At 63.1% G+C, this 20,742-nt stretch carries 15 protein-coding genes, 1 tRNA gene and 1 pseudogene; 9 read left to right on the top strand and 8 right to left on the bottom strand.

Annotated features, from left to right (window positions below):
- Window positions 1-39 precede the first annotated feature (39 nt).
- On the top strand, window positions 40-537 hold the full coding sequence (locus K6301_RS07040) for a YciE/YciF ferroxidase family protein (RefSeq protein ID WP_247220153.1): 498 nt from the start codon (window positions 40-42) through the stop codon (window positions 535-537).
- Between the two features lie 64 nt (window positions 538-601).
- Here K6301_RS07040 and exbD read toward each other — a convergent pair whose 3' ends face one another.
- On the bottom strand, window positions 602-1,030 hold the full coding sequence (exbD, locus tag K6301_RS07035) for a TonB system transport protein ExbD (RefSeq protein WP_247220152.1): 429 nt from the start codon (window positions 1,028-1,030) through the stop codon (window positions 602-604).
- A 4-nt stretch (window positions 1,031-1,034) separates the two neighbouring features.
- Window positions 1,035-2,012, bottom strand: a complete 978-nt coding sequence (gene exbB / locus K6301_RS07030) for a tonB-system energizer ExbB (RefSeq protein WP_247220150.1) — start codon at window positions 2,010-2,012, stop codon at window positions 1,035-1,037.
- A gap of 315 nt (window positions 2,013-2,327) precedes the next feature.
- Between exbB and K6301_RS07025 the strand changes: the two genes are divergently transcribed.
- From K6301_RS07025 to K6301_RS07010, 4 genes and pseudogenes are all read left to right on the top strand, one after another.
- Window positions 2,328-2,978 (top strand): protein-L-isoaspartate O-methyltransferase family protein, encoded by a 651-nt coding sequence (locus K6301_RS07025; RefSeq protein WP_247220527.1) that lies wholly within the window; start codon window positions 2,328-2,330, stop codon window positions 2,976-2,978.
- Window positions 2,979-3,214: 236 nt separating this feature from the next.
- Window positions 3,215-4,009: a PopZ family protein gene (locus tag K6301_RS07020; RefSeq protein ID WP_247220149.1), complete on the top strand. Its 795-nt coding sequence runs from the start codon at window positions 3,215-3,217 to the stop codon at window positions 4,007-4,009.
- Between the two features lie 82 nt (window positions 4,010-4,091).
- Window positions 4,092-7,074: pseudogene (locus K6301_RS07015) on the top strand (valine--tRNA ligase).
- Window positions 7,075-7,420: 346 nt separating this feature from the next.
- A complete protein-coding gene (locus tag K6301_RS07010) occupies window positions 7,421-8,674 on the top strand; it encodes an OmpP1/FadL family transporter (protein WP_247220146.1) in 1,254 nt (417 codons plus the stop codon).
- Window positions 8,675-8,798: 124 nt separating this feature from the next.
- Here K6301_RS07010 and K6301_RS07005 read toward each other — a convergent pair whose 3' ends face one another.
- From K6301_RS07005 to K6301_RS06990, 4 genes are all read right to left on the bottom strand, one after another.
- Entirely contained in the window at window positions 8,799-12,617 is a 3,819-nt protein-coding gene (locus K6301_RS07005) for a vitamin B12-dependent ribonucleotide reductase (protein ID WP_247220144.1), read from the bottom strand.
- Between the two features lie 730 nt (window positions 12,618-13,347).
- Window positions 13,348-13,845 carry a xanthine phosphoribosyltransferase gene (gpt, locus tag K6301_RS07000; protein ID WP_134649223.1) on the bottom strand — a complete coding sequence of 166 codons (498 nt, stop codon included), beginning with the start codon at window positions 13,843-13,845 and terminating at the stop codon, window positions 13,348-13,350.
- A gap of 123 nt (window positions 13,846-13,968) precedes the next feature.
- A complete protein-coding gene (locus K6301_RS06995) occupies window positions 13,969-14,811 on the bottom strand; it encodes a universal stress protein (protein ID WP_247220142.1) in 843 nt (280 codons plus the stop codon).
- 64 nt (window positions 14,812-14,875) lie between these two features.
- Window positions 14,876-15,631, bottom strand: a complete 756-nt coding sequence (locus tag K6301_RS06990) for a competence/damage-inducible protein A (protein ID WP_247220140.1) — start codon at window positions 15,629-15,631, stop codon at window positions 14,876-14,878.
- A 168-nt stretch (window positions 15,632-15,799) separates the two neighbouring features.
- Between K6301_RS06990 and wrbA the strand changes: the two genes are divergently transcribed.
- A complete protein-coding gene (wrbA, locus tag K6301_RS06985; RefSeq protein WP_247220138.1) occupies window positions 15,800-16,399 on the top strand; it encodes an NAD(P)H:quinone oxidoreductase type IV in 600 nt (199 codons plus the stop codon).
- Window positions 16,400-16,486: 87 nt separating this feature from the next.
- Here wrbA and K6301_RS06980 read toward each other — a convergent pair.
- Window positions 16,487-16,571, bottom strand: a tRNA-Leu gene (locus K6301_RS06980).
- Between the two features lie 258 nt (window positions 16,572-16,829).
- Here K6301_RS06980 and K6301_RS06975 point away from each other — a divergent pair.
- Window positions 16,830-17,579, top strand: a complete 750-nt coding sequence (locus K6301_RS06975) for a cytochrome c biogenesis CcdA family protein (RefSeq protein WP_134649219.1) — start codon at window positions 16,830-16,832, stop codon at window positions 17,577-17,579.
- Between the two features lie 42 nt (window positions 17,580-17,621).
- Complete coding sequence (locus K6301_RS06970) at window positions 17,622-18,584, top strand: AEC family transporter (protein ID WP_247220137.1); 963 nt, start codon at window positions 17,622-17,624, stop codon at window positions 18,582-18,584.
- On the opposite strand, the gene K6301_RS06965 is transcribed toward K6301_RS06970, so the two are convergent.
- Window positions 18,552-19,760: a UbiH/UbiF family hydroxylase gene (locus tag K6301_RS06965; protein WP_247220134.1), complete on the bottom strand. Its 1,209-nt coding sequence runs from the start codon at window positions 19,758-19,760 to the stop codon at window positions 18,552-18,554. The two genes, K6301_RS06970 and K6301_RS06965, sit on opposite strands and share 33 nt — an antisense overlap.
- 247 nt (window positions 19,761-20,007) lie before the next feature.
- Here K6301_RS06965 and pcsA point away from each other — a divergent pair, with 247 nt between their 5' ends.
- Window positions 20,008-20,733: a phosphatidylcholine synthase gene (gene pcsA / locus K6301_RS06960; RefSeq protein WP_134649216.1), complete on the top strand. Its 726-nt coding sequence runs from the start codon at window positions 20,008-20,010 to the stop codon at window positions 20,731-20,733.
- Window positions 20,734-20,742 lie beyond the last annotated feature (9 nt).

Below are 20,742 nucleotides of genomic sequence, written 5' to 3'. Positions count from 1 at the left end.
ATGGATTTTCTTCTCGTCATTAGCTCGAAGGAGGAATCCATGAAATCGCTGTCCGACATTTTCGAACATACGCTGCAGGACGTCTATTACGCGGAGAACGCCATCACCAAGGCTCTGCCGAAGGTGGCGAAGGCCGCCGGCAGTGCGGAGCTGCGCAAGGCGGCCGAAGAGCATCTTGCGGAGACCAAGGAGCAGATCAAGAAGCTGGAGCAGGTCTTCAAGTCGATCGGCAAGACGGCGTCCGGCGAAAAGTGCGACGCCATCGAAGGGCTGATCAAGGAAGCCGACGGCCTGATGAAGGAAGCCAAGGGCACCGCTCTCGACGCCGGCCTGCTGGCCGCCTGTCAGGCTGTCGAGCATTACGAGATCGCGCGCTACGGCTCGTTGCGGGAGTGGGCGAAGGACCTCGGCCATGACGAGGCGCACAAGATCTTGAGCGAAATCCTCGACCAGGAGAAGGCGACGAACAACAAGCTCACGAACCTTGCCGTCACCGCCATCAACAAGACGACCACCAAGGCAAAGGCTGCCGCCTGAGCGGCAGAGCGCCGGATTGACCGGGCTTTCGCGAGGGGCGCACACAGGTGTGCCCCTCATGCGTTTATTGCGCTGGGGCGCCTTCCAGGCCGACGAGGGCGATCTTGCCGTAGCCTGCGGCGCGCAGCAGGTTCATGACATCCATGACGCTGCCATAATCGACGCTCTTGTCGGCGCGCAGCAGGATCCGGGTGTCCTTGTTGGCTTCGGTCACCGCATCGAGCTCGGGGCCGAAATTATCGCGCGCGATCTCGCCATTACCGATGGAGACCGTGAGATCCTTCTTCAGCGTCATGAAGACCGGCTTGTCCTCGCGGGGCGTCGGCTGGGCGACGGAGGAGGGTAGGTCGACATTGATATCGACGGTGGCCAGCGGCGCCGCGACCATGAAGATGATGAGCAGAACGAGCATGACGTCGATGAACGGCGTCACGTTGATTTCGCTGTTCTCCTCGAGATCGTCGCCGCCGCCTTCCTTGATCTTGCTGGCCATGACGTCACCCGACCTTTGCGATGGTGCCTGCGGCGCGCTGGGCGTGCTGGCGGTGGGCGCGGCGCACGTCGAGATCGCGGCTGGCAAGCCGTTCGATCGCGGCCGAGGCGTCGCCGAGCTTCTGGCGATAGCCGGTGATGGCGCGGGCGAGGAAGTTGTAGATCACGACAGCCGGGATGGCTGCGACGAGGCCGATGGCGGTTGCCAGCAGCGCCTCGGCGATACCGGGCGCGACGATGGCGAGGTTCGTAGTCTGGGCCTTCGAGATGCCGATGAACGAGTTCATGATGCCCCAGACCGTGCCGAACAGGCCGACGAAGGGCGCCGTCGAACCGATGGTCGCGAGCAGGCCCGTTCCCTTGGCGATGCTGCGGCCGGCATGGATTTCCATGCGGGCGAGACGCGATGCGATGCGCTCCTTCACGCCGCCGTCGGAGACATGATCGAGCACGCCTTCCGACGCACTCATCTCCGCGCGTGCCGCCTGTGTCATCCGACCGACGACGCCGCGGCCGACGGCCGCTTCGCCATCCGCCAGACCGCGGGCGGCAACGAGATCGCGAACGGCGAGGCTCGCCGAGCGCTGAGCCGCACCGAGTTCGGCCAGCTTCACCAGCAGCACGGTCCAGGTCACGACGGAGGCGAAGGCGAGGCCGAGCATTACGCCCTTCACCACGATATCCGCCGCCATGAACATGCCCCAGGGCGACAGATCGTGCGGCAGGCCGGCTTGGCGCTCCTCACCCGCGGCCTCGTCGGCATCGAGCGCATCGAGTTCGGTGGCGGCTTGGGCCGTATTGTCCGTCGTTGCCGGCTGCGTGGTGGTTTGCGTCGTAACCGCCGGCGTGGAGCCTTCGCTCTGGCCGGCCTCCGGCTGGCCTTCCGTCTGGGCCGACGGGGTCTGTGCCTGCGCCAGAACCATATGCGGGGCGGTGATCGCCATCAGGATGATCGCGAAAAGCAGTCGAGACCGTTTCAGCACGGCGTATTCCTCTTGCATCTTCAAGTTCAAGAGCCCGGTGGGGCAGGGACACGGCGCTTGCGCCGTAAAACATGAGTGTCCAATACGACATTTACGGTGCGGGAGGCAATAATATGTTGACTCTATTGTTCATGATAAATCGCTGCAATCCGGGCATGGTAGGGCGTCATCGGCAAAGGGCGCGGTTTTTGCGCGCAATCGCCTTGCGCCACTGGACACCCGGCCCGAAAGCGCACTAAGAGAACTGCGATGCATCCGGCACGGGACCGGGCCTTTGCGCCGGTTCACGCCGTCTCACTTCAAGGGCTAGAGATGATTGACTACAAAGCAGCGCGCACGAAGATGGTGGACAACCAGATCCGTACGACGGATGTGACGTCGCACGACGTGCTTGACGCCTTCCTGACCGTCGCGCGCGAGGAGTTCGTGCCCGCGGCCGCAAAGCCGCTCGCCTATATCGACAACGATATCCAGATAGCGCCCGGCCGCTACCTGATGGAGCCGTCGCCGCTCGCCAAGCTCATCCAGCTCGCCGAGATCGCGGCAAGCGACGTGGTGCTGGAGGTTGGCTGCGGCACCGGGTATGCCTCGGCCATCCTGTCGCGTCTGGGCAGCTCCGTCGTGGCCCTCGAAAGCGATGCGGACCTTGCGGCAACCGCGACCGAAACGCTCGCGCGCCTCGGCTACGACAATGTCGCCGTCGTCACCGGCGATTTCGAGGCCGGCTATGCGGGTGAAGCCCCCTATGACGTGATCTTCGTGCATGGCGCCGTCGAGTTCGTCCCGGACGCGCTTTTCGCGCAGCTGCGCGATGGCGGCCGCCTCGTCGTGGTGGAAGGCTACGGCAATGCCTCGCAGGCCCGCCTGTACATCAAGGAAGGTGGCCATGTTTCCGAGCGCTATGCCTTCAACACGGCGGTGAAGCCGCTGCCGGGCTTCCGCAAGGCCAAGGATTTCGTTTTCTGACGAGATTTGTCAGGACAGGATTCGAGGAGCCCGCAGCACCCGTTGCGGGCTCTTTCTTTGCCGGGCGGCAGGGCATTGCCCCGCTCGTGGCCTTGGCAGCGTAAACAAATCTGTGCATCACTGATGACACATGATTCGCGGCGATTTAGTTCGTCTGCGAACTCGCCTAGGGTCTTCGGCAGGTTCGGCCGCCACGTCTTGTACGCCGCGGCCGCCGCGAGAGAACGGGGATAGAAATGGCTCAGCCAAATGTAGCGCGTGAACCGTCTATGGATGAAATCCTGGCGTCCATCCGCAAGATCATCGAGAACAACGAGGCCCAGCCGGACCTTGCTCCCGATGCGCAGGACGACGGTTTCGACATCACCACGGAAAGCCATTCCGCGCTGCCGGACCATCCCGCCGTCCTCGAGCGGTTCAGGATGGAAGAGCCGCAGCCTGCTCCCGTCCAGCCGATCCGGCACAGCGAGCCCGGGCACGGCGCTCAGCCGGCGCTTTCGCTGGCGGATGTCGCTGCGCGCGTCCGTGCCGCATCCGAGCGCCATGTCGCTGCCCACCGAGAACCGGCCGAAAGCGATCCGGTCGTCCCGTCGCCGGTTTCCCGCGAGGAGAGCCCGCTGGTCACGAGCCGCATGTCGGCCGGCGCCGGCCGCTTCACGCCCGTTGAAGAACCCGTTGCCCGGATGGAACCCGCTAGCGAAGAATCGGCACCCGCGCTGGTGTCCGAGCCTGAGCCCGCTCCTGTTCAGCCTGTTGACGTACAGCCGGCCCGGCAGGAAGAGGCCACCGTGGCCGAGGTCAACAGGGATGTTGCAGCACTCGTATCGCCGGCTGTCGGCGAACGTGTAGCGCTCTCCTTCGGTGCGCTGGCGCAGGCGGTCGATGCCGGCCCGCGCCGTTCCTTCGACGAGATCGCCGAGGACATGCTGCGTCCGATGCTGCAGGAATGGCTGGATGACAACCTGCCGACGCTGGTGGAGCGCCTCGTGCGCGAGGAAATCGAACGGGTGGCGCGCGGCTCGCGCCGCTGATCGCCCCATCTCTCCCGAAATAGGAACGATTTAAGCCGCGCCGGGCCCCCGGGGTGGCTTTTCTTCTGATATTGTTGACTTCATGCCGGCCATCCGGTTTACAAACCACACCGATAAACAGCAGGCCACGCACCAAAATGCTTGAGAAAAATTACGATTCCGCAGCGGTCGAGCCGCGCATTGCCAAGGCATGGGAAGACGCGGATGCCTTCCGCGCCGGCGAGGGCGCCGAACCCGGCGCAGAGACCTTCACCATCGTCATCCCGCCGCCGAACGTGACGGGCTCGCTGCATATGGGCCACGCGCTGAACAACACGCTCCAGGACATCATGGTCCGTTTCGAGCGCATGCGCGGCAAGGACGTGCTATGGCAGCCGGGCATGGACCATGCGGGTATCGCGACCCAGATGGTCGTCGAGCGCAAGCTCGCCGCAGAAAAGCTGCCCGGCCGTCGCGAGATGGGCCGCGAGGCCTTCATCGAGAAGGTCTGGGAGTGGAAGGCGGAATCCGGCGGGCTGATCTTCAACCAGTTGAAGCGACTCGGCGCATCCTGCGACTGGTCGCGCGAGCGCTTCACCATGGACGAGGGCCTGTCGGAAGCTGTCCGTGAGGTCTTCGTCTCGCTCTACAAGGAAGGCCTGATCTATCGCGGCAAGCGGCTGGTCAACTGGGATCCGAAATTCGAGACCGCGATTTCCGACCTCGAGGTCGAGAACAAGGAAGTCGACGGCCATATGTGGCACTTCAAGTACCCGCTGGCCGACGGGGCGACCTATACCTATGTCGAGAAGAACGAGGAAGGCAATGTCGTCTTCCAGGAAGAGCGCGACTATATCTCGATCGCCACGACGCGTCCCGAGACCATGCTGGGTGACGGCGCCGTCGCCGTTCATCCGACGGATGAGCGCTATGCGCCGATCGTCGGCAAGCTCTGCGAAATTCCGGTCGGCCCGAAAGAGCATCGCCGCCTGATTCCCATCATCACGGACGAGTATCCGGAGAAGGATTTCGGTTCGGGCGCGGTCAAGATCACCGGCGCGCACGACTTCAACGACTATCAGGTCGCCCGCCGCAACAACATTCCGCTCTATCGCCTGATGGATACCCGCGCTTCCATGCGCGATGATGGCGAACCCTATGCCTTCTATGCGGCGCAGGCGCTGGAAATCGCACGCACGGGTGCGGTTCCCACCGAGGCCGAGGTTGATGACATCAACCTCGTTCCCGACGAGTATCGCGGTCTCGACCGTTACGAGGCCCGCAAGCGTATTGTCGATGCGATCAATGCCGAGGGACTTGCCGTCACCGTCAAGGATGCCGAAGGCAACGACATTCCCTATGTCGAGAACAAGAAGATCATGCAGCCGTTCGGCGACCGCTCCGGCGTCGTCATCGAGCCGATGCTGACCGACCAGTGGTTCGCCGACGCCAAGACGCTGGCGGAGCCGGCCATTGCCTCCGTCCGCGAGGGGCGCACCAACTTCGTTCCGAAGAATTGGGAAAAGACCTATTTCGACTGGATGGAGAACATCGAGCCCTGGTGCATCTCGCGCCAGCTCTGGTGGGGCCACCAGATTCCGGCCTGGTATGGCCCGGACGGCCAGGTCTTCGTCGAGAAGACCGAGGAAGAGGCGCTTCATGCTGCCATCCAGCACTATATCGCCCATGAAGGTCCTTGGAAGGCATGGGTCGAGGAAAAGCTCGAGAACTTTGCGCCGGGCGAGATCCTGACGCGCGACGAGGATGTACTCGACACCTGGTTCTCCTCCGCTCTCTGGCCGTTCTCGACGCTCGGCTGGCCGGAACAGACGAAGGAGCTGGAAAAGTACTACCAGACCGATGTTCTGGTCACCGGCTTCGACATCATCTTCTTCTGGGTTGCCCGCATGATGATGATGGGCCTGCACTTCATGAAGGACGAGGCCGGCAATCCGGTCGAGCCGTTCCACACCGTCTATGTGCACGCCCTCGTGCGCGACAAGAACGGGCAGAAGATGTCGAAGTCGAAAGGCAACGTCATCGACCCGCTCGAACTGATCGATGAATACGGTGCGGATGCGCTGCGCTTCACGCTGGCGATCATGGCGGCGCAGGGGCGCGACGTGAAGCTCGACCCGGCCCGCATCGCCGGCTACCGTAACTTCGGCACCAAGCTCTGGAACGCCACGCGCTTTGCCGAGATGAACGGCGTGACGAGCGACCCGACATTCGTGCCGGAGACCGCCTCGCTCACCATCAACCGCTGGATCCTGACGGAGCTCGCCCGTACGGCACGTGACGTCACCGAGGCCATCGAGACCTACCGTTTCAACGATGCGGCAAGCACGCTTTACCGCTTCGTCTGGAACCAGTTCTGTGACTGGTATCTCGAACTGCTGAAGCCGGTGTTCAGCGGCGAGGATGCGGCGGCCAAGGCCGAATCCCAGGGCTGCGCCGCCTATGTTCTGGAGGAAATCTACAAGCTGCTCCATCCGTTCATGCCGTTCATGACGGAGGAACTGTGGGCGCATACCGCCGGTGAGGGCAAGAGCCGCGACGGTCTCCTCTGCCACGCAGACTGGCCGGCCCCGGCCTATGCCGACGATGCGGCCGCCGACGAGATCAACTGGCTGGTGGACCTCGTTTCCGGTATCCGCTCGGTGCGGGCCGAAATGAACGTACCGCCGAGTGCGACGGCGCCGCTCGTCATGGTCGGCACCAGCGCGCAGACGAGAAGCCGTCTGGTCACGCACGACTCGGCGATCCGTCGTCTGGCACGGGTCTCCGAAATCCTGCTTGAGGACACCGCACCGAAGGGTGCGGCCCAGATCGTCGTCGGCGAAGCCACGGCCTGCCTGCCGCTCGGCAGCCTGATCGATCTTGCGGTGGAAAAGGCGCGCCTTGAAAAGGCGATCGACAAGGCGAAGGCCGAGGCGGCGCGTATCGAGAGCAAGCTTTCGAACGAGAAGTTCGTCGCAAACGCCAAGCCCGAACTCGTCGAAGCGGAGCGGGAACGCTTTGCCGAACTGGAGCAGCAGCTCGCCAGCCTGGCCCTGGCGCTTTCGCGGGTCAGCGAGGCCGGCTGATTCTCCATTGCCGCCGTTGCGAAACCGCGCCGAACCGTTTCGGCGCGGTTTTGTATTTGAGGACCGGGCACAAAAGCCACGCTGTATCAAAAATGTGACATTGCGCTGCTCTCCGGAAATGGTCATCTCAATTTCAGGAATTATTAAGTGATTCTTGGAAAGATTTTCCGGAGGCTCGGCATAGTGAGGGGCTTCAGAAAAAACTTACGTAATTTCGCGACCTGCGCTGGAAAACACCGCGAAAAACTGGGGTTTGCCAAGTCGGATGTCGTCTTCGATAGTCTTCATGGACAGGCGTGTGCGAGGGGGCACTTTCCGCACGTCGCTATTCGCAGGGGAGGAGCGCATGCGTAAGAATAATTTCGGTCTCGGGGCCATGACAGCCGCCACGCTTTTGGCGGCCACATCGGCACAGGCGGGCGGCCTCGAACGGGGCGGTTACAATATCGACCTGCTGTTCGACCCGTCAGACTATGTCATCGATTCATCCGTGACCTACGTCAATCCGCAGCGCAAGCTGAACAATGTGCGGGATACGAACCCGCTCGATGGTACGAATGCCGGTCGTCCGAGCAACGGCGTTCGCGCCACGGAAGGGTACTGGGTTCCCCGGATCGGTTTCAAGGCCGGCATCGGCGAGGCGGTCGACTGCATGTTCGACTATTCGCAGCCGTGGGGCGCACACCTCAATCAGGGCCGAAACTGGGTCGGTGCGAACGAAAACATCGAGACCAAGATCAAGAGCGATAATTACGCGACGACATGTTCCTATTCTTTTGATGCCGGGCCTGGAAAGTTCCGCATCATCGGCGGCGCATTCTATCAGGAAGTCTCAGGCTTTCAGGAGCGCCTTGCCGCAGAACTGCCGGCGTTCTTGCCGTTCAGCGGTGTAGGGCGATTGGATCTGAAGGGCGATGGCTGGGGCTGGCGTGTCGGCGCCGCCTACGAAATTGAAGAATACGCGTTGCGCACGAGTCTTGTCTATAACAGCGCGGTCGATCTCGATAACATCACCGGCACGCTTGATCTAAGGCAGCTTCCCGGTGGTTTGGGTGGGAACCCGCTTGCGGGCGGGCTCACGCCCGTTTTCGGGGCGGCGAGCATGCCGGACTCTCTGGAGTTCAAGTTCCAGACAGGCGTAGCACCTGGCTGGCTCGTATTCGGTGGTGTGAAATGGACGGACTGGAGCCAGTTGCAGAGCCTGTCGTTCTGCCCGCAATCGACACGCGCCATCGCTTGCACGTCGCGCGGTCCGACGGAAGCAACGTCGCTTGACCTCTTCTATCGGGATGGCTGGACCGTCTCGGGAGGTGTTGGCCATAAATTCAACGAGCAGTGGAGCGGCGCGCTCAGCCTGGCGTGGGATCGCGGCGTCTCCACCGGCCTGGGAACGCATACCGATACCTGGACGCTCGGCGCCGGCGTATCCTATACGCCGACCGAAAACATCGAGCTGCGTGTTTCCGGTGCCCTTGGCCTGCTGACCAGCGGCTCTTCCGGCCCGATCGTGCGCAATGGTCAGACCTATGGTCGCGCCTCGTACGATTTCGACAACGACCTGGTTTCCGCCATTTCGACCTCCCTTAAGGTCAAGTTCTGACCTCAAGGCAAGGCTTCAAGACGAAAGGCCCGACGCATAGCGCCGGGCCTTTTTATATTGCGAATGTCTTTCTGAGCTAAACAAGGACCGGGGCGCTTCTTCCGCCCCGGTCATCGGTGTCAGATCAAGAGCAGCCGCTCGTTGCGCCGCAGGTGTCGCACTTCTCGCAGGTGCCGTTCCGCACCATGGTGAAGTTCTGGCACTCGGAGCACATGTTGCCGGTATAGCCCTGGGCGATCGAGCGCATGCGGCGTTCGGCTTCGAGCTTCTTGGCGTCCGCCTTGGCGGAAGCCGCTTCGGCGGCGGCCTTGTCGGAGAAGAGGGCAGTCACGCTCTGTTCGGCTTCTCCGGCGACCTCTTCGGCGATCTCCTCGGCCAGCTCGGCCGCGCGCTCCTCGTAATCGCGCTTGAAGGCGACGATTTCGTTGGTGGAGATCGCAACCGTCGGCTCGATCTTGCGGGCGGCGCTGCCGGCGAAAGCCGTCACGTTGCCGGTCGCGGCCGCCTTTGCCGGAGCGGCAGTGGCCGCACCCTTTGGCTCGGCGAGCTGACGTTCGCCCGACTGGCCGCCCTGGATGAGCGTCGGCTTGTGGCCGCGCGTCCAGCCGGTCGAGAACGGGTTGGTCTTGCCTTCCTGAATGCCCTTGCCGAGGGCGGTGTTGGAGAAGTCCGACTGGTCGACATGCGCGAGGTCATGGCGGCCGAGATAGGAGACGGCGAGTTCGCGGAACACGTAGTCGAGGATCGACGTGGCGTTCTTGATCGCGTCGTTGCCCTGGACCATACCGGCGGGCTCGAACTTGGTGAAGGTGAAGGCCTCCACATATTCCTCGAGCGGCACGCCGTACTGGAGGCCCAGCGAGATGGCGATGGCGAAGTTGTTCATCATCGCACGGAAGGCGGCACCTTCCTTGTGCATGTCGATGAAGATCTCGCCGAGGCGGCCGTCACCGAATTCGCCGGTGCGCAGATAGACCTTGTGCCCGCCGACGACGGCCTTCTGGGTGTAACCCTGGCGGCGGTTCGGCAGCTTTTCACGGTCGCGCACGACGCGTTCGATAATCTTCTCCACGATCTTTTCGGTGACCGTGACGGCCTGGGCGGCAGCTGGGGCTGCGACCAGCGCCTCGACGGCATCATCCTCGTCGTCCTCATCCTCGATCAGCGAGGCATTGAGCGGCTGCGAGAGCTTGGAACCGTCGCGGTAGAGGGCGTTGGCCTTCAGCGCGAGCTTCCAGGAGAGCATATAGGCGTTCTTGCAATCCTCGACGGTTGCCTCGTTCGGCATGTTGATCGTCTTGGAAATGGCGCCCGAAATGAACGGCTGGGCGGCCGCCATCATGCGGATGTGGCTTTCCACCGAGAGGTAACGCTTGCCGATCTTGCCGCAGGGATTGGCGCAATCGAACACGGCGAGGTGTTCAGGCTTCAGGAAGGGCGCGCCTTCCAGCGTCATCGCACCGCAGACGTGGATGTTGGCGGCCTCGATCTCCTTCTTCGTGAAGCCGATATGCTCCAGAAGGTTGAAGGACATGTCGGCGAGCTGCTCGTCGGAAACCTTCAGCGTCTCCTTCAGGAAGTCGGCGCCGAGCGTCCACTGGTTGAAGGCGAACTTGATGTCGAAGGCCGCCTTGAGACCGGCGCTGACCGCCTCGATCTTCTCGTCGGTGAAGCCCTTTGCCTTCAGCGAGCCGGGGTTGACCGCCGGTGCCTGGTTCAGGTTGCCGTGGCCGACGGCATAGGCCTCGATTTCGGCGATCTGGCTTTCCGAATAGCCGAGCGTGCGGAGCGCCTCGGGAACGGCGCGATTGATGATCTTGAAGTAACCGCCGCCGGCGAGCTTCTTGAACTTGACGAGCGCGAAGTCGGGCTCGATGCCGGTCGTGTCGCAGTCCATGACGAGGCCGATCGTGCCGGTCGGCGCAATCACGGTCGTCTGGGCGTTGCGGTAGCCGTGCTTTTCACCGAGGTCTACGGCCTTGTCCCAGGCAGCCTTGGCATGGACGATCAGCGTCTGGTCCGGGCACTCGTCATGAACGAGGGCAACCGGATTGACCGACAGTTGCTCGTAGCCGGTGGTCTCGCCATAGGCGGCGCGGCGGTGGTTGCGCATGACGCGCAGCATGTTGTCGCGGTTCGGCTCGAAGTTCGGGAACGGACCGAGCTCGCTCGCCATCTCGGCGGAGGTCGCATAGGACACACCGGTCATGATCGCGGTCAGCGCACCGGCAATGGCGCGGCCTTCCGTCGAGTCATAGGGAATGCCCGAAGACATCAGCAGGCCGCCGATATTGGCGTAGCCGAGGCCGAGCGTGCGGTATTCGTAGGAGCGTTCGGCAATCTGGCGCGAGGGGAACTGCGCCATCATGACCGAGACTTCCAGCACGATGGTCCAGAGGCGGACGGCGTGCTCATAGTCGGCGATGTTGATGTTCTTGGTCACCGCATCCTTGAACTGAAGCAGGTTCAGCGAGGCGAGGTTGCAGGCGGTATCGTCGAGGAACATGTATTCCGAGCACGGGTTCGAGGCGCGGATCGGGCCCGCGGCCGGCGAGGTGTGCCAGTCGTTCATCGTCGTGTTGAAGTGCAGGCCCGGATCGGCCGATGCCCAGGCGGCATAGGAGATCTGCTCCCAGAGGTCGCGGGCCTTCAGCGTCTTCATGACCTTCCCGTCCTTGCGGGCGGTCAGGTTCCAGTCGCCGTCATTCTCCACGGCGCGCAGGAAGTCGTCCTTCAGCGAAACGGAGTTGTTGGAGTTCTGGCCGGAAACGGTGAGGTAGGCCTCCGAATCCCAGTCCGTGTCATAGGTGGTGAACTCGAGGTCCTTGTAGCCCTGACGCGCGAACTGGATGACGCGCTTGATGTAGTTTTCCGGAACCTGGGACTTCTTGGCCGCGCGGATCTCGCGCTTCAGCGCCGGGTTTTCCGCCGGGTCATAGCACCGGTCGCCTTCGGCCGAGCAATTGACGCAGGCCTTCATGATGGCCTTGAGGTGGCCGGCGACGATCTTCGAGCCGGTGACGAGCGCCGCCACCTTCTGCTCTTCCTTGACCTTCCAGTTGATGTAGGCCTCGATGTCAGGATGGTCGATATCGACCACGACCATCTTGGCCGCACGGCGCGTCGTGCCGCCCGACTTGATGGCGCCCGCCGCGCGGTCGCCGATCTTCAGGAAGCTCATCAGGCCGGAGGACCGACCGCCGCCGGACAGCTTTTCGCCTTCGCCGCGCAGATGCGAGAAGTTCGAGCCGGTGCCCGAGCCGTACTTGAAGAGACGGGCTTCACGCACCCACAGGTCCATGATGCCGTTCTCGTTCACGAGATCGTCTTCGACCGACTGGATGAAGCAGGCATGCGGCTGGGGATGCTCGTAAGCCGACTTGGACTTGGTCAGCTTGCCGGTGAAGGGATCGACATAGAAGTGGCCCTGGCCGGGGCCGTCGATGCCGTAGGCCCAGTGCAGGCCGGTGTTGAACCACTGCGGCGAGTTCGGTGCGACGCGCTGGGTGGCGAGCATATAGGCGAGCTCGTCCTTGAAAGCGGCGGCGTCTTCCTCGGTCGCGAAATACTTGCCCTTCCAGCCCCAGTAGGTCCAGGTGCCGGCGAGGCGGTCGAAGACCTGGCGGGCATCGGTTTCCGAACCGAAGCGCTCACCCTCGGGGAGCGCCTTCAAGGCTTCGGTATCCGGCACGGAGCGCCACAGGAACGACGGAACGTCGTTTTCCTCGACCTTCTTCAGCCGGGCAGGCACGCCCGCCTTACGGAAATACTTCTGGGCCAGGATGTCGGCTGCGACCTGGCTGAACTGCTGGGGCACATCGATATCGGCCAGCCGGAAGACGATGGAACCATCCGGGTTCTTGATCTCGCTGGTGGCCTTGCGGAACGCGATATCCGCATAGGCCGACTGGCCAGGTTTGGTGAAACGACGTTCTATACGCATTGTCCGTTGTCCTCTGTGCCGCATCCTGTCGCAAAAACAGGGCAAAAATAATCCCCGCCAGGCCGCAATGTCCCTGCAGCCAGCCCCGATCTTCCAGTCCGTGTGGGAAACCCGATTGATCTCGGGTATTCCTGTATCTTGTGCTTATTCTGGCTGCAAACGCTAAATATAGTATTAACAGTTTCTTTATGCCAGTGGTTCAGGAAACTTTGGCGCACCAGAAAACGGACGCGCGAAATACCCCTGCGGCGAGCGGACCTACCGCCCGGCCACATGCGCATAAACGCGATTTTCGTGATGAGAACCGACCTCGTGACTTACGGTTCAGGCGCCGCCGCAACCTTGGTTTTCATTAACCCCATCTGCCTGATTCTCGTCAAGGGCTGGTTTGTGAACGAAGTTTGAACCCCATATCTTGTGCCTCCCGGCTGTGGAAAATGGGGACAGTGCCGAACGCCTGAAAACTCAGGCGGTTCCGGTGAAAAGGGCAGGGCGGCGGCCAGACCGTTGTGGAAAACAAGAAGAAATGAGGGATGAAAACACAGGATTTTTCTCCGCCACGACTTTCGGGATGGCCATGACGACCGCGATGTGATCCGTGGATAAGGTGATTCTATCCTGCCGTCCGCCAGCCATGCGCAGGCAAGGAAAAGCCGGCGGCATGTAGGCACATGCGCCGGCTTGAAACGGAGCAGGCCGCGCTCGGCGCGGCGTCAGGGTAGGCGGTGGCCTATCCGCGCGAGCCCTTTGCAATAGGTTCCTGGTAGGTGAAGCCCATATCCCAGGGGAAATAGATCCAGGTGTCCTGGCTGACCTCGGTCACGAAGGTATCGACCAGCGGACGGCCCTTCGGCTTGGCGTAAACGGCGGCGAAATGCGCCTTCGGCAGCATGGCGCGTACCTGGGCTGCGGTCTTGCCGGTATCGGTGAGGTCGTCGACGATGAGGATGCCTTCGCCGCCCTGCTGGGTCAGTTCCGGCGAGATGCCCTTCAGGACGTGCATTTCCCCCTGCGAGACATAGTCGTGGTAGGAGGCGACGCAGACGGTCTCGATGAGGCGGATGTTGAGTTCACGCGAAATGACGGCAGCCGGCACGAGGCCGCCGCGCGTGATGCAGACGATCGCCTTCCATTCGCGGTCGCCGTCGGCCAGGCGCCAGGCAAGGGCGCGCGCGTCGCGATGAAACTGATCCCAGGAAACGGGGAAGGCTTTGTCGGGCAGCGACATGACGGGCTCCTGAACGGCGGAAAAACAAGATTCCACCTCTCTACTGCAAACCTGACCCCAAGAAAATCGGCGGCTGACCCTCGTCCGCCGCCGATCCACAGGCAAGTCGTCGCATTCGGCGCGTCAGCGCGACATCAATGTCGGCACGCGGGCGCCGCGCATCAGCGCACTGGTGACCCCGCCGAACAGGCGCTGGCGCAAGCGTGAATGGCTGTAGGCGCCCATGACGATGAGGCCGGCGTCGATTTCGGTCGCGCGATGATTGAGCGCGTCGGCGACCGACCGGCCTTCCGAGGCACCGGATGACACCGTTGCCCTGACGCCATGGCGCGCCAGGGTGGCGGCAAGCTCCGCGCCACAAAAATCCCGAGACTGCAGGGCGGTCTCCGGCGGATCGATCGCGAAAATCTCCACTTCCCTCGCGGCGGTCAGAAAGGGCAGGGCGTCGAAGACGGCGCGGGTCGATTCGCGCGAGCCGTTCCAGGCGACAAGCACGCGCTCGATCGGCGCGGGGCCCGCCTGCGCATTCGACACGAGATAGAGCGGGCGGCCGCTTTCATAAAGCAGGTCCTCGATGTCCTCGCGCGCCGGGCCGTCGATATCCGGATCGAACTGGGCGGCGAGCACGATATCGGCACTGCGCGCGCTGTCGATCACCCCGGCGGAGGCGTAGCCGGCCGAACCGGTGAACAGCCGCCATTCATAGGAAATGTCGTCGCGCTCGCAACGGCACCGGAAGGCCTCTTCGACCGCGCGGGACTGTTGCTGCGCCCGGTCCTGCAATTGCAGCACGGCGTTCGGATCGGGATATTCCATCGGTGCGATCAGCGTCACTACCACGGGCGCTTCCGCGTGAATACCGATGACGTGGCCGCCGGTGCGGCGGGCAAGCGCCAAGGCGTGATCCGTCACCTTGCCGGCGTCTTCTGCGGTGCTCAGCACTGCGACAATCGTCTTGTAGGTCATGTCGGCCTCCTGTCTGGTTCGCTCGAAATCTGCGCCAGCAGTGCCGCTGCAACCTTGATCAGGATCAAGATGCCGCCTTGCCGGCCGCGATTTCGGCGATCATCGCTATTATATCACGTTCTGCGGCCTGTGCTGGCGCTTCCTCGCGGCTGCGAATGACGATTTCCGTCGAGAACCGGTTTTCGGAAAAGCGCGGGTAGGAGCCGATGCTGGTCTCGGGATGGTTTTTCTGGATGGCCGCCAGCGCACTGCCGATATCGCCCTCGCCGAAGGGGGAGGCGACGGAGCGCGACAGCATGGGTACGCCACCCTCAAGCTTGGGGATGACGGTTCCCAGCATGGCGGTGAAGACCTGGGGAACGCCGGCCATGACGTAGACATTGCCGATCTGGAAGCCGGGTGCCGTCGAGACTGCGTTTTCGATGTGGACTGCGCCTTGCGGCATGCGCGCCATGCGCTGGCGCGCCTTGTTGAACTCGACGCCGCGCCGTTCGTACATGGCGCCGAGGAGCTGCATGGCGAGCGGATCATGCAGGCAGGGCACGCCGAAAGCCTTGGATATCGCATCGGCGGTGATGTCGTCGTGCGTCGGGCCGATGCCACCGGAGGTGAAGACATAGGTGTAGCGCGCGCGCAGCGCATTCAGCGCCTCGACGATCGCATCTTCCTCGTCGCCGACGATGCGCACCTCCTTGAGGTCGATGCCTGCGAGGAACAGCACGTCGGCGAGCTGGCCGATATTCTTGTCCTTGGTGCGGCCCGACAGCAGTTCATCCCCGATGGCAAGCATGGCAGCCGTAGCGACAGACGTGGAACTCATGGTCGTTTCCTGAAATTTCGAATGGAAATCCGACCACATGGCCGGGTATTGTCAACGCGGGGTGAACAGTCTGTCGACCCGACGGGTTGTGACGCTGTCACACCGAAGTGCTACATCCAAGAGGATGCCGCGATCAAGCGGAAAGCCCTTTTCGAACAGGAGACGACAATGGCGAAAGTACTGGTTCTCTACTATTCGGCCTACGGCCATATCGAAACGATGGCCTACGCCGTGGCGGAAGGCGCGACGTCGGCCGGCGCCGAGGTGACGGTCAAGCGCGTTCCGGAACTGGTGTCCGAAGAAGTCGCCAAGGCGTCCTATTACAAGCTGGACCAGAAGGCCGAGATCGCCAAGGTCGACGAACTCGCCGAATACGATGCCATCATCGTCGGCGCCGGCACGCGCTTCGGCACGGTCGCTTCGCAGATGCGCAATTTCTGGGACCAGACGGGTGGCCTGTGGGCAGCCGGCAAGCTGGTCGGCAAGGTCGGATCGGTCTTCACCTCTTCCGCCACGCAGCATGGCGGCCAGGAATCGACGATCCTCGGCTTCATCCCGACCCTCCTTCACCACGGCCTCGTCGTTGCCGGCCTTCCCTATGCCTTCCAGGGCCAGATGGGCATCGATGAAGTCAAGGGCGGCTCGCCCTACGGCGCCTCCACCATCACCGACGGCGACGGCTCGCGCCAGCCTTCGCAGGTGGAGCTGGACGCCGCCCGCTTCCAGGGCGCCCATGTCGCGAAGCTCGCGGCCAAGCTTTCGGCCTGATGTTCTCCTGAAACATCGCTGAACAAGAGGGTGCGGCCAGCGTCAGGGGCCGCGCCCTTTTTGTTGTTTGTCGCACTTTTCTAGGGTTGGTGCGGGCGGCGGGGATCGAACCCGCACAGCCAAGGCCGAGGGATTTTAAGTCCCTTGCGTCTACCAGTTTCGCCACGCCCGCGTTGAGCTTCAAATAACACGCCGCTGTGACTTTGGAAGCCTCGCAAGCGCTATTGCGATGGAAATTCCGTTTGCTGCACATCATTTACCAGACGCTGACTTGTTTCCCCGTCGGCAACCACGGGGCACCAAGACATTTCGCCGCGTTCTCCAAAAGGTGATTGGCAGGGCGGTGGTGCGGCGGCTATCAGGAGGCATGTTTGGAGGCTCACGGTGCTGCGCGGCTTGGCCGTCTTGCCCCGGCCTTGCGGAGTAGCCCGTGTCGATTGCCGATATTTCCCTTTTGAGCGCACTGCTTGCCGGAGCGCTGTCGTTCCTCTCGCCCTGCGTGCTGCCGCTGGTGCCGCCCTATCTCTGCTACATGGCCGGCATTTCGGTCGAGCAGTTCAAGGGCGCTGATGCGGTCGCCGTCCGGCGCGATACGCGCGGTGCGGTGCTGCTTGCCGCCTTCTTCTTCACGCTCGGCTTCGCCACCGTATTCGTGGCGCTCGGGGCCGGCGCCTCGACGATCGGTATGGTGCTGCGCCGGCATCTCGACATCCTCGCCCAGATCGGCGGCGTCATCATCATCCTGATGGGCCTGCATTTCCTCGGCGTGCTGCGCATCGGGCTCTTTGCCCGCGAGGCACGCTTCCAGGGCGGCGGCAAGCCTGCGACGGCGTCGGGCGCCTATCTGATGGGCCTCGCCTTCGCCTTCGGCTGGACGCCGTGCATCGGGCCGGTGCTGGGCGCCATTCTCGGCGTGGCGGCCGCACGCGAGACGGTCGGTGACGGTGCGGCGCTGCTAGCCGTCTACTCGCTGGGGCTTGCCGTTCCTTTCTGGATCGCCGCCGGCTTCTCCGGCGCCTTCATGCGTTTTCTCGTCCGGTTCCGACGCCATCTCGGCACGGTGGAGAAGGTCATGGGCATCCTGCTCATCCTCACCGGACTGGCCTTCATCTTCGGTTATATCAGCGCCGTCGCCATCTGGTTCCAGCAAACGTTTCCCATTCTCTCGCAAATCGGCTAGTGCGGGGCATCAGCCTCAGCATGCGGGATCGGGCGACAGGCCATGGCGGACATCATCGGACTGGTTCTGCCGTTCTTCGGCATGATTTTCCTGGGCTATGTCGTTGCAAGGATCACGCGCCAGCCGATCGAGGCGCTGGGCTGGCTCAATACCTTCATCATCTACATTGCGCTGCCGGCGCTGTTCTTCAAGCTCGTGGCGAAGACGCCGATCGAGCAGCTGACGCGGATCGATTTCATCCTGGCCAATGTCAGCGCCACCTATCTGGTTTTCACGCTCATCTTCGCCGCCGGCCTGCTTTTGCGCCGCGCGACGACACGCGAAGCGACGATCCAGGGGCTTGCCGCCGCGTACGGCAATATCGGTTATATGGGACCGGGGCTTGCATTGCTCGCCTTCGGGGAGCCGGCGGCCGTTCCCGTCGCGCTCATCTTCTGCTTCGAGAACATGCTGCATTTCTCGATTGCGCCGGCCCTGATGGCGCTGGGCGGCGGTGAAAAGCAGCCGTTGCACCGGCTTGCCGCAGGCGTCGCGCGCCGGATCGTCACGCATCCCTTCATCATCGCCACGGCCGCCGGCTTCTTTGCCGCCTTCACCGGGTTCGAAGCGCCGGCACCGCTGCAGCGGCTGATCGATTATCTCGCACAGGCGGCCGCGCCCTGCGCGCTTTTCGCCATGGGGGTGACGTTGGCGCTGCGGCCGTTGAAGCGGGTGCCGGTCGAGATCGGCTATATCGTGCCGGCGAAGCTCGTCCTGCTGCCGGTGACGATGTATCTCATGCTGGGGCTTGCCGGCAGTTTCGATCCGGTCTGGGTCTATACCGCGGTCCTGCTCGCAGCGCTTCCCACCGCGACGAACGTCTTCGTCATCGGCCAGCAATATGGCGTGTGGCAGGAGCGGGCGTCCGCGACCATCCTCGTGACGACGGTGCTGTCCGTCGCCACCGTGACCGCGCTTCTCTACCTCGTCAAGTCAGGCCTGCTTCCGGCCGACCCGTTCCCGTAAGCTGTCGCGAAACGCCTTGAGCGAGCCGAGCGGCTCGATCCCCTCGCGCATGACGACGCTGCGAAGCGGGCCGATGGTGGAGAGCAGGTGAAGGCCGGCCGAGCGCAGGAACTGCACGGGCAGGAAATCCGACAGCAGCGAGCGGTTGAGGAGATCGACGCTCAGCGTGCGCGACCGGACATCCGCCTGGCGCTTGCGGTCGAAGCGCGCGCCGATCCCGACATCGTCCACCGCCGCTGACGTCTTTAGCAGGTCCTTGAGGGCCATGATGTCGCGCAGGCTGAGATTGAGGCCCTGCGCGCCGATCGGGGGGAAGGCATGGGCGGCCTCGCCGATCAGCACCACGCGATCCTTGCCGAAGCGGTCGGCGGTCATGCCGGACAGCGGAAAGCTCTGGGCGCCGGCTTCGACCGACACCTTGCCGAGCATGGATTGCATGCGCTGCTCGACGGCGACGCTCAGTTCAGCGACGGGGAGCGCGGCGAGCCTTGCCGCTTCCTTCGGCGGCAGCACCCAGACAAGGCTGGAGCGATCGCCGGGTAGGGGAACCTGGGTGAAGGGTCCGCTCTCCGTGTGGAACTCCGTCGAGACATGGCCGTGCGGACGGTCATGGGCGAAGTTGAGCACGAGCGCCGATTGCGGATAGGACCAGGCGCGCACGCCGATGCCGGCGCTCTGGCGGACCAGCGATTGCCGACCGTCCGCGCCGACGACCAATCCGGCCATGACGCGCTCACCGTCATCCAGCACCAGTTCGATGCCGGTTTCGAACGTGTTGGCGGCCGTGATGCCGTTTTCGATGCGCACGATGCCGGCGTTTTCGGAAATCCTGCGATCCAGCGCCGCGAGGAACGGCGCGTTCGGGATGTTGTAGCCGAAGGCGGGCAGGCCGACCTCGCCGGCGCGGAAGGCAACGGGCGGGGCTCGCAGCAGGCGCGTCGTCCCGTCGAGGATCTGCATGGTTTCCAGCGCCGCGGCATGCGGGGCGATATCCTCCCAGAGGCCGAGCGTCTTCAGGAAAGCGATGGACTGGTCCATGAGGGCCGTCGTGCGGCCGTCCGGCTTGCGGGCGGGCGGGGCGATGAGCGCGACGCTGGCTCCCGAGTCGGCGAGCGCCAAAGCGGCGAGATTGCCGGCAAGGCCGGCCCCGACGATGGCGATATCGAATTGTCTCATGACCGGCCTCCGCAGCGCGACGCGATTACCCACAGATTTTGCTGGGCTTCTATCCCTCAAGACTAGGCCGGCAAAGAGGCAATTTCCATGGGATGAATCCGCGCAGGCGGCAAACGGCTCGCAAATGCGGGGATTTTCACTGGCGATGGCGGGCAATCAATGCATATTACCTGACGTGACCGCACAGGAGGGCGCGTTCGGCACGGACGAACGCGTGACAAAGCCCCAGGATGGACTGCGACCGGCAATGAAATTTTTCAACTACAAGCGCGTGCCCTATGCGGAAATCCGCGCCTTTTCCGTTCACATCCTGACGGCATCCGGTTCCTTCCTGGCTTTTCTCGGTGTCGTTGCCGCAGCCGAACATCGTTTCGTCGACATGTTCTGGTGGCTGGGGCTCGCGCTGCTCGTCGACGGTATCGACGGGCCGATAGCGCGCAAGGTGCGCGTCAAGGAAGTGCTGCCGAACTGGTCCGGCGACACGCTCGACAATGTCATCGACTACGTGACCTATGTGCTGCTGCCGGCCTTCGCGCTCTACCAGAGCGGCATGATCGGCGAGCCGTGGTCCTTCGTGGCAGCCGGCGCCATCGTGGTGTCCAGCGCCATCTACTATGCCGACATGGGCATGAAGACCGACGAATATTTCTTCTCGGGCTTCCCCGTGGTCTGGAACATGGTGGTGTTCACGCTTTTCGTCATACAGGCGAGCGAACTGACCGCGTCGATCATCGTTTTCGTGTCGGTCTTCCTCACCTTCATGCCGATCAACTTCCTGCACCCGGTGCGCGTGGAGCGGCTGCGCAACGTCAATCTCGCCGTCTTCTTCCTATGGGCGCTGCTGAGCGGTTATGCGCTGCTTCTCCATTTCGCATCGCCCACCTGGGTGGTCTGGGGCGTGGTCGCGACGGGTCTCTATCTCTATGTCATCGGCGCCGTGATGCAGGTGTTCCCCAGCCTCGGCCGTCGCTAGAATATAAGG

The organism is Shinella oryzae (assembly GCF_023038235.1).
Lineage (GTDB): Bacteria > Pseudomonadota > Alphaproteobacteria > Rhizobiales > Rhizobiaceae > Shinella > Shinella sumterensis.
Note: the sequence above shows the minus strand (reverse complement) of the source record. Positions and strands in the feature narration are given on the sequence as shown.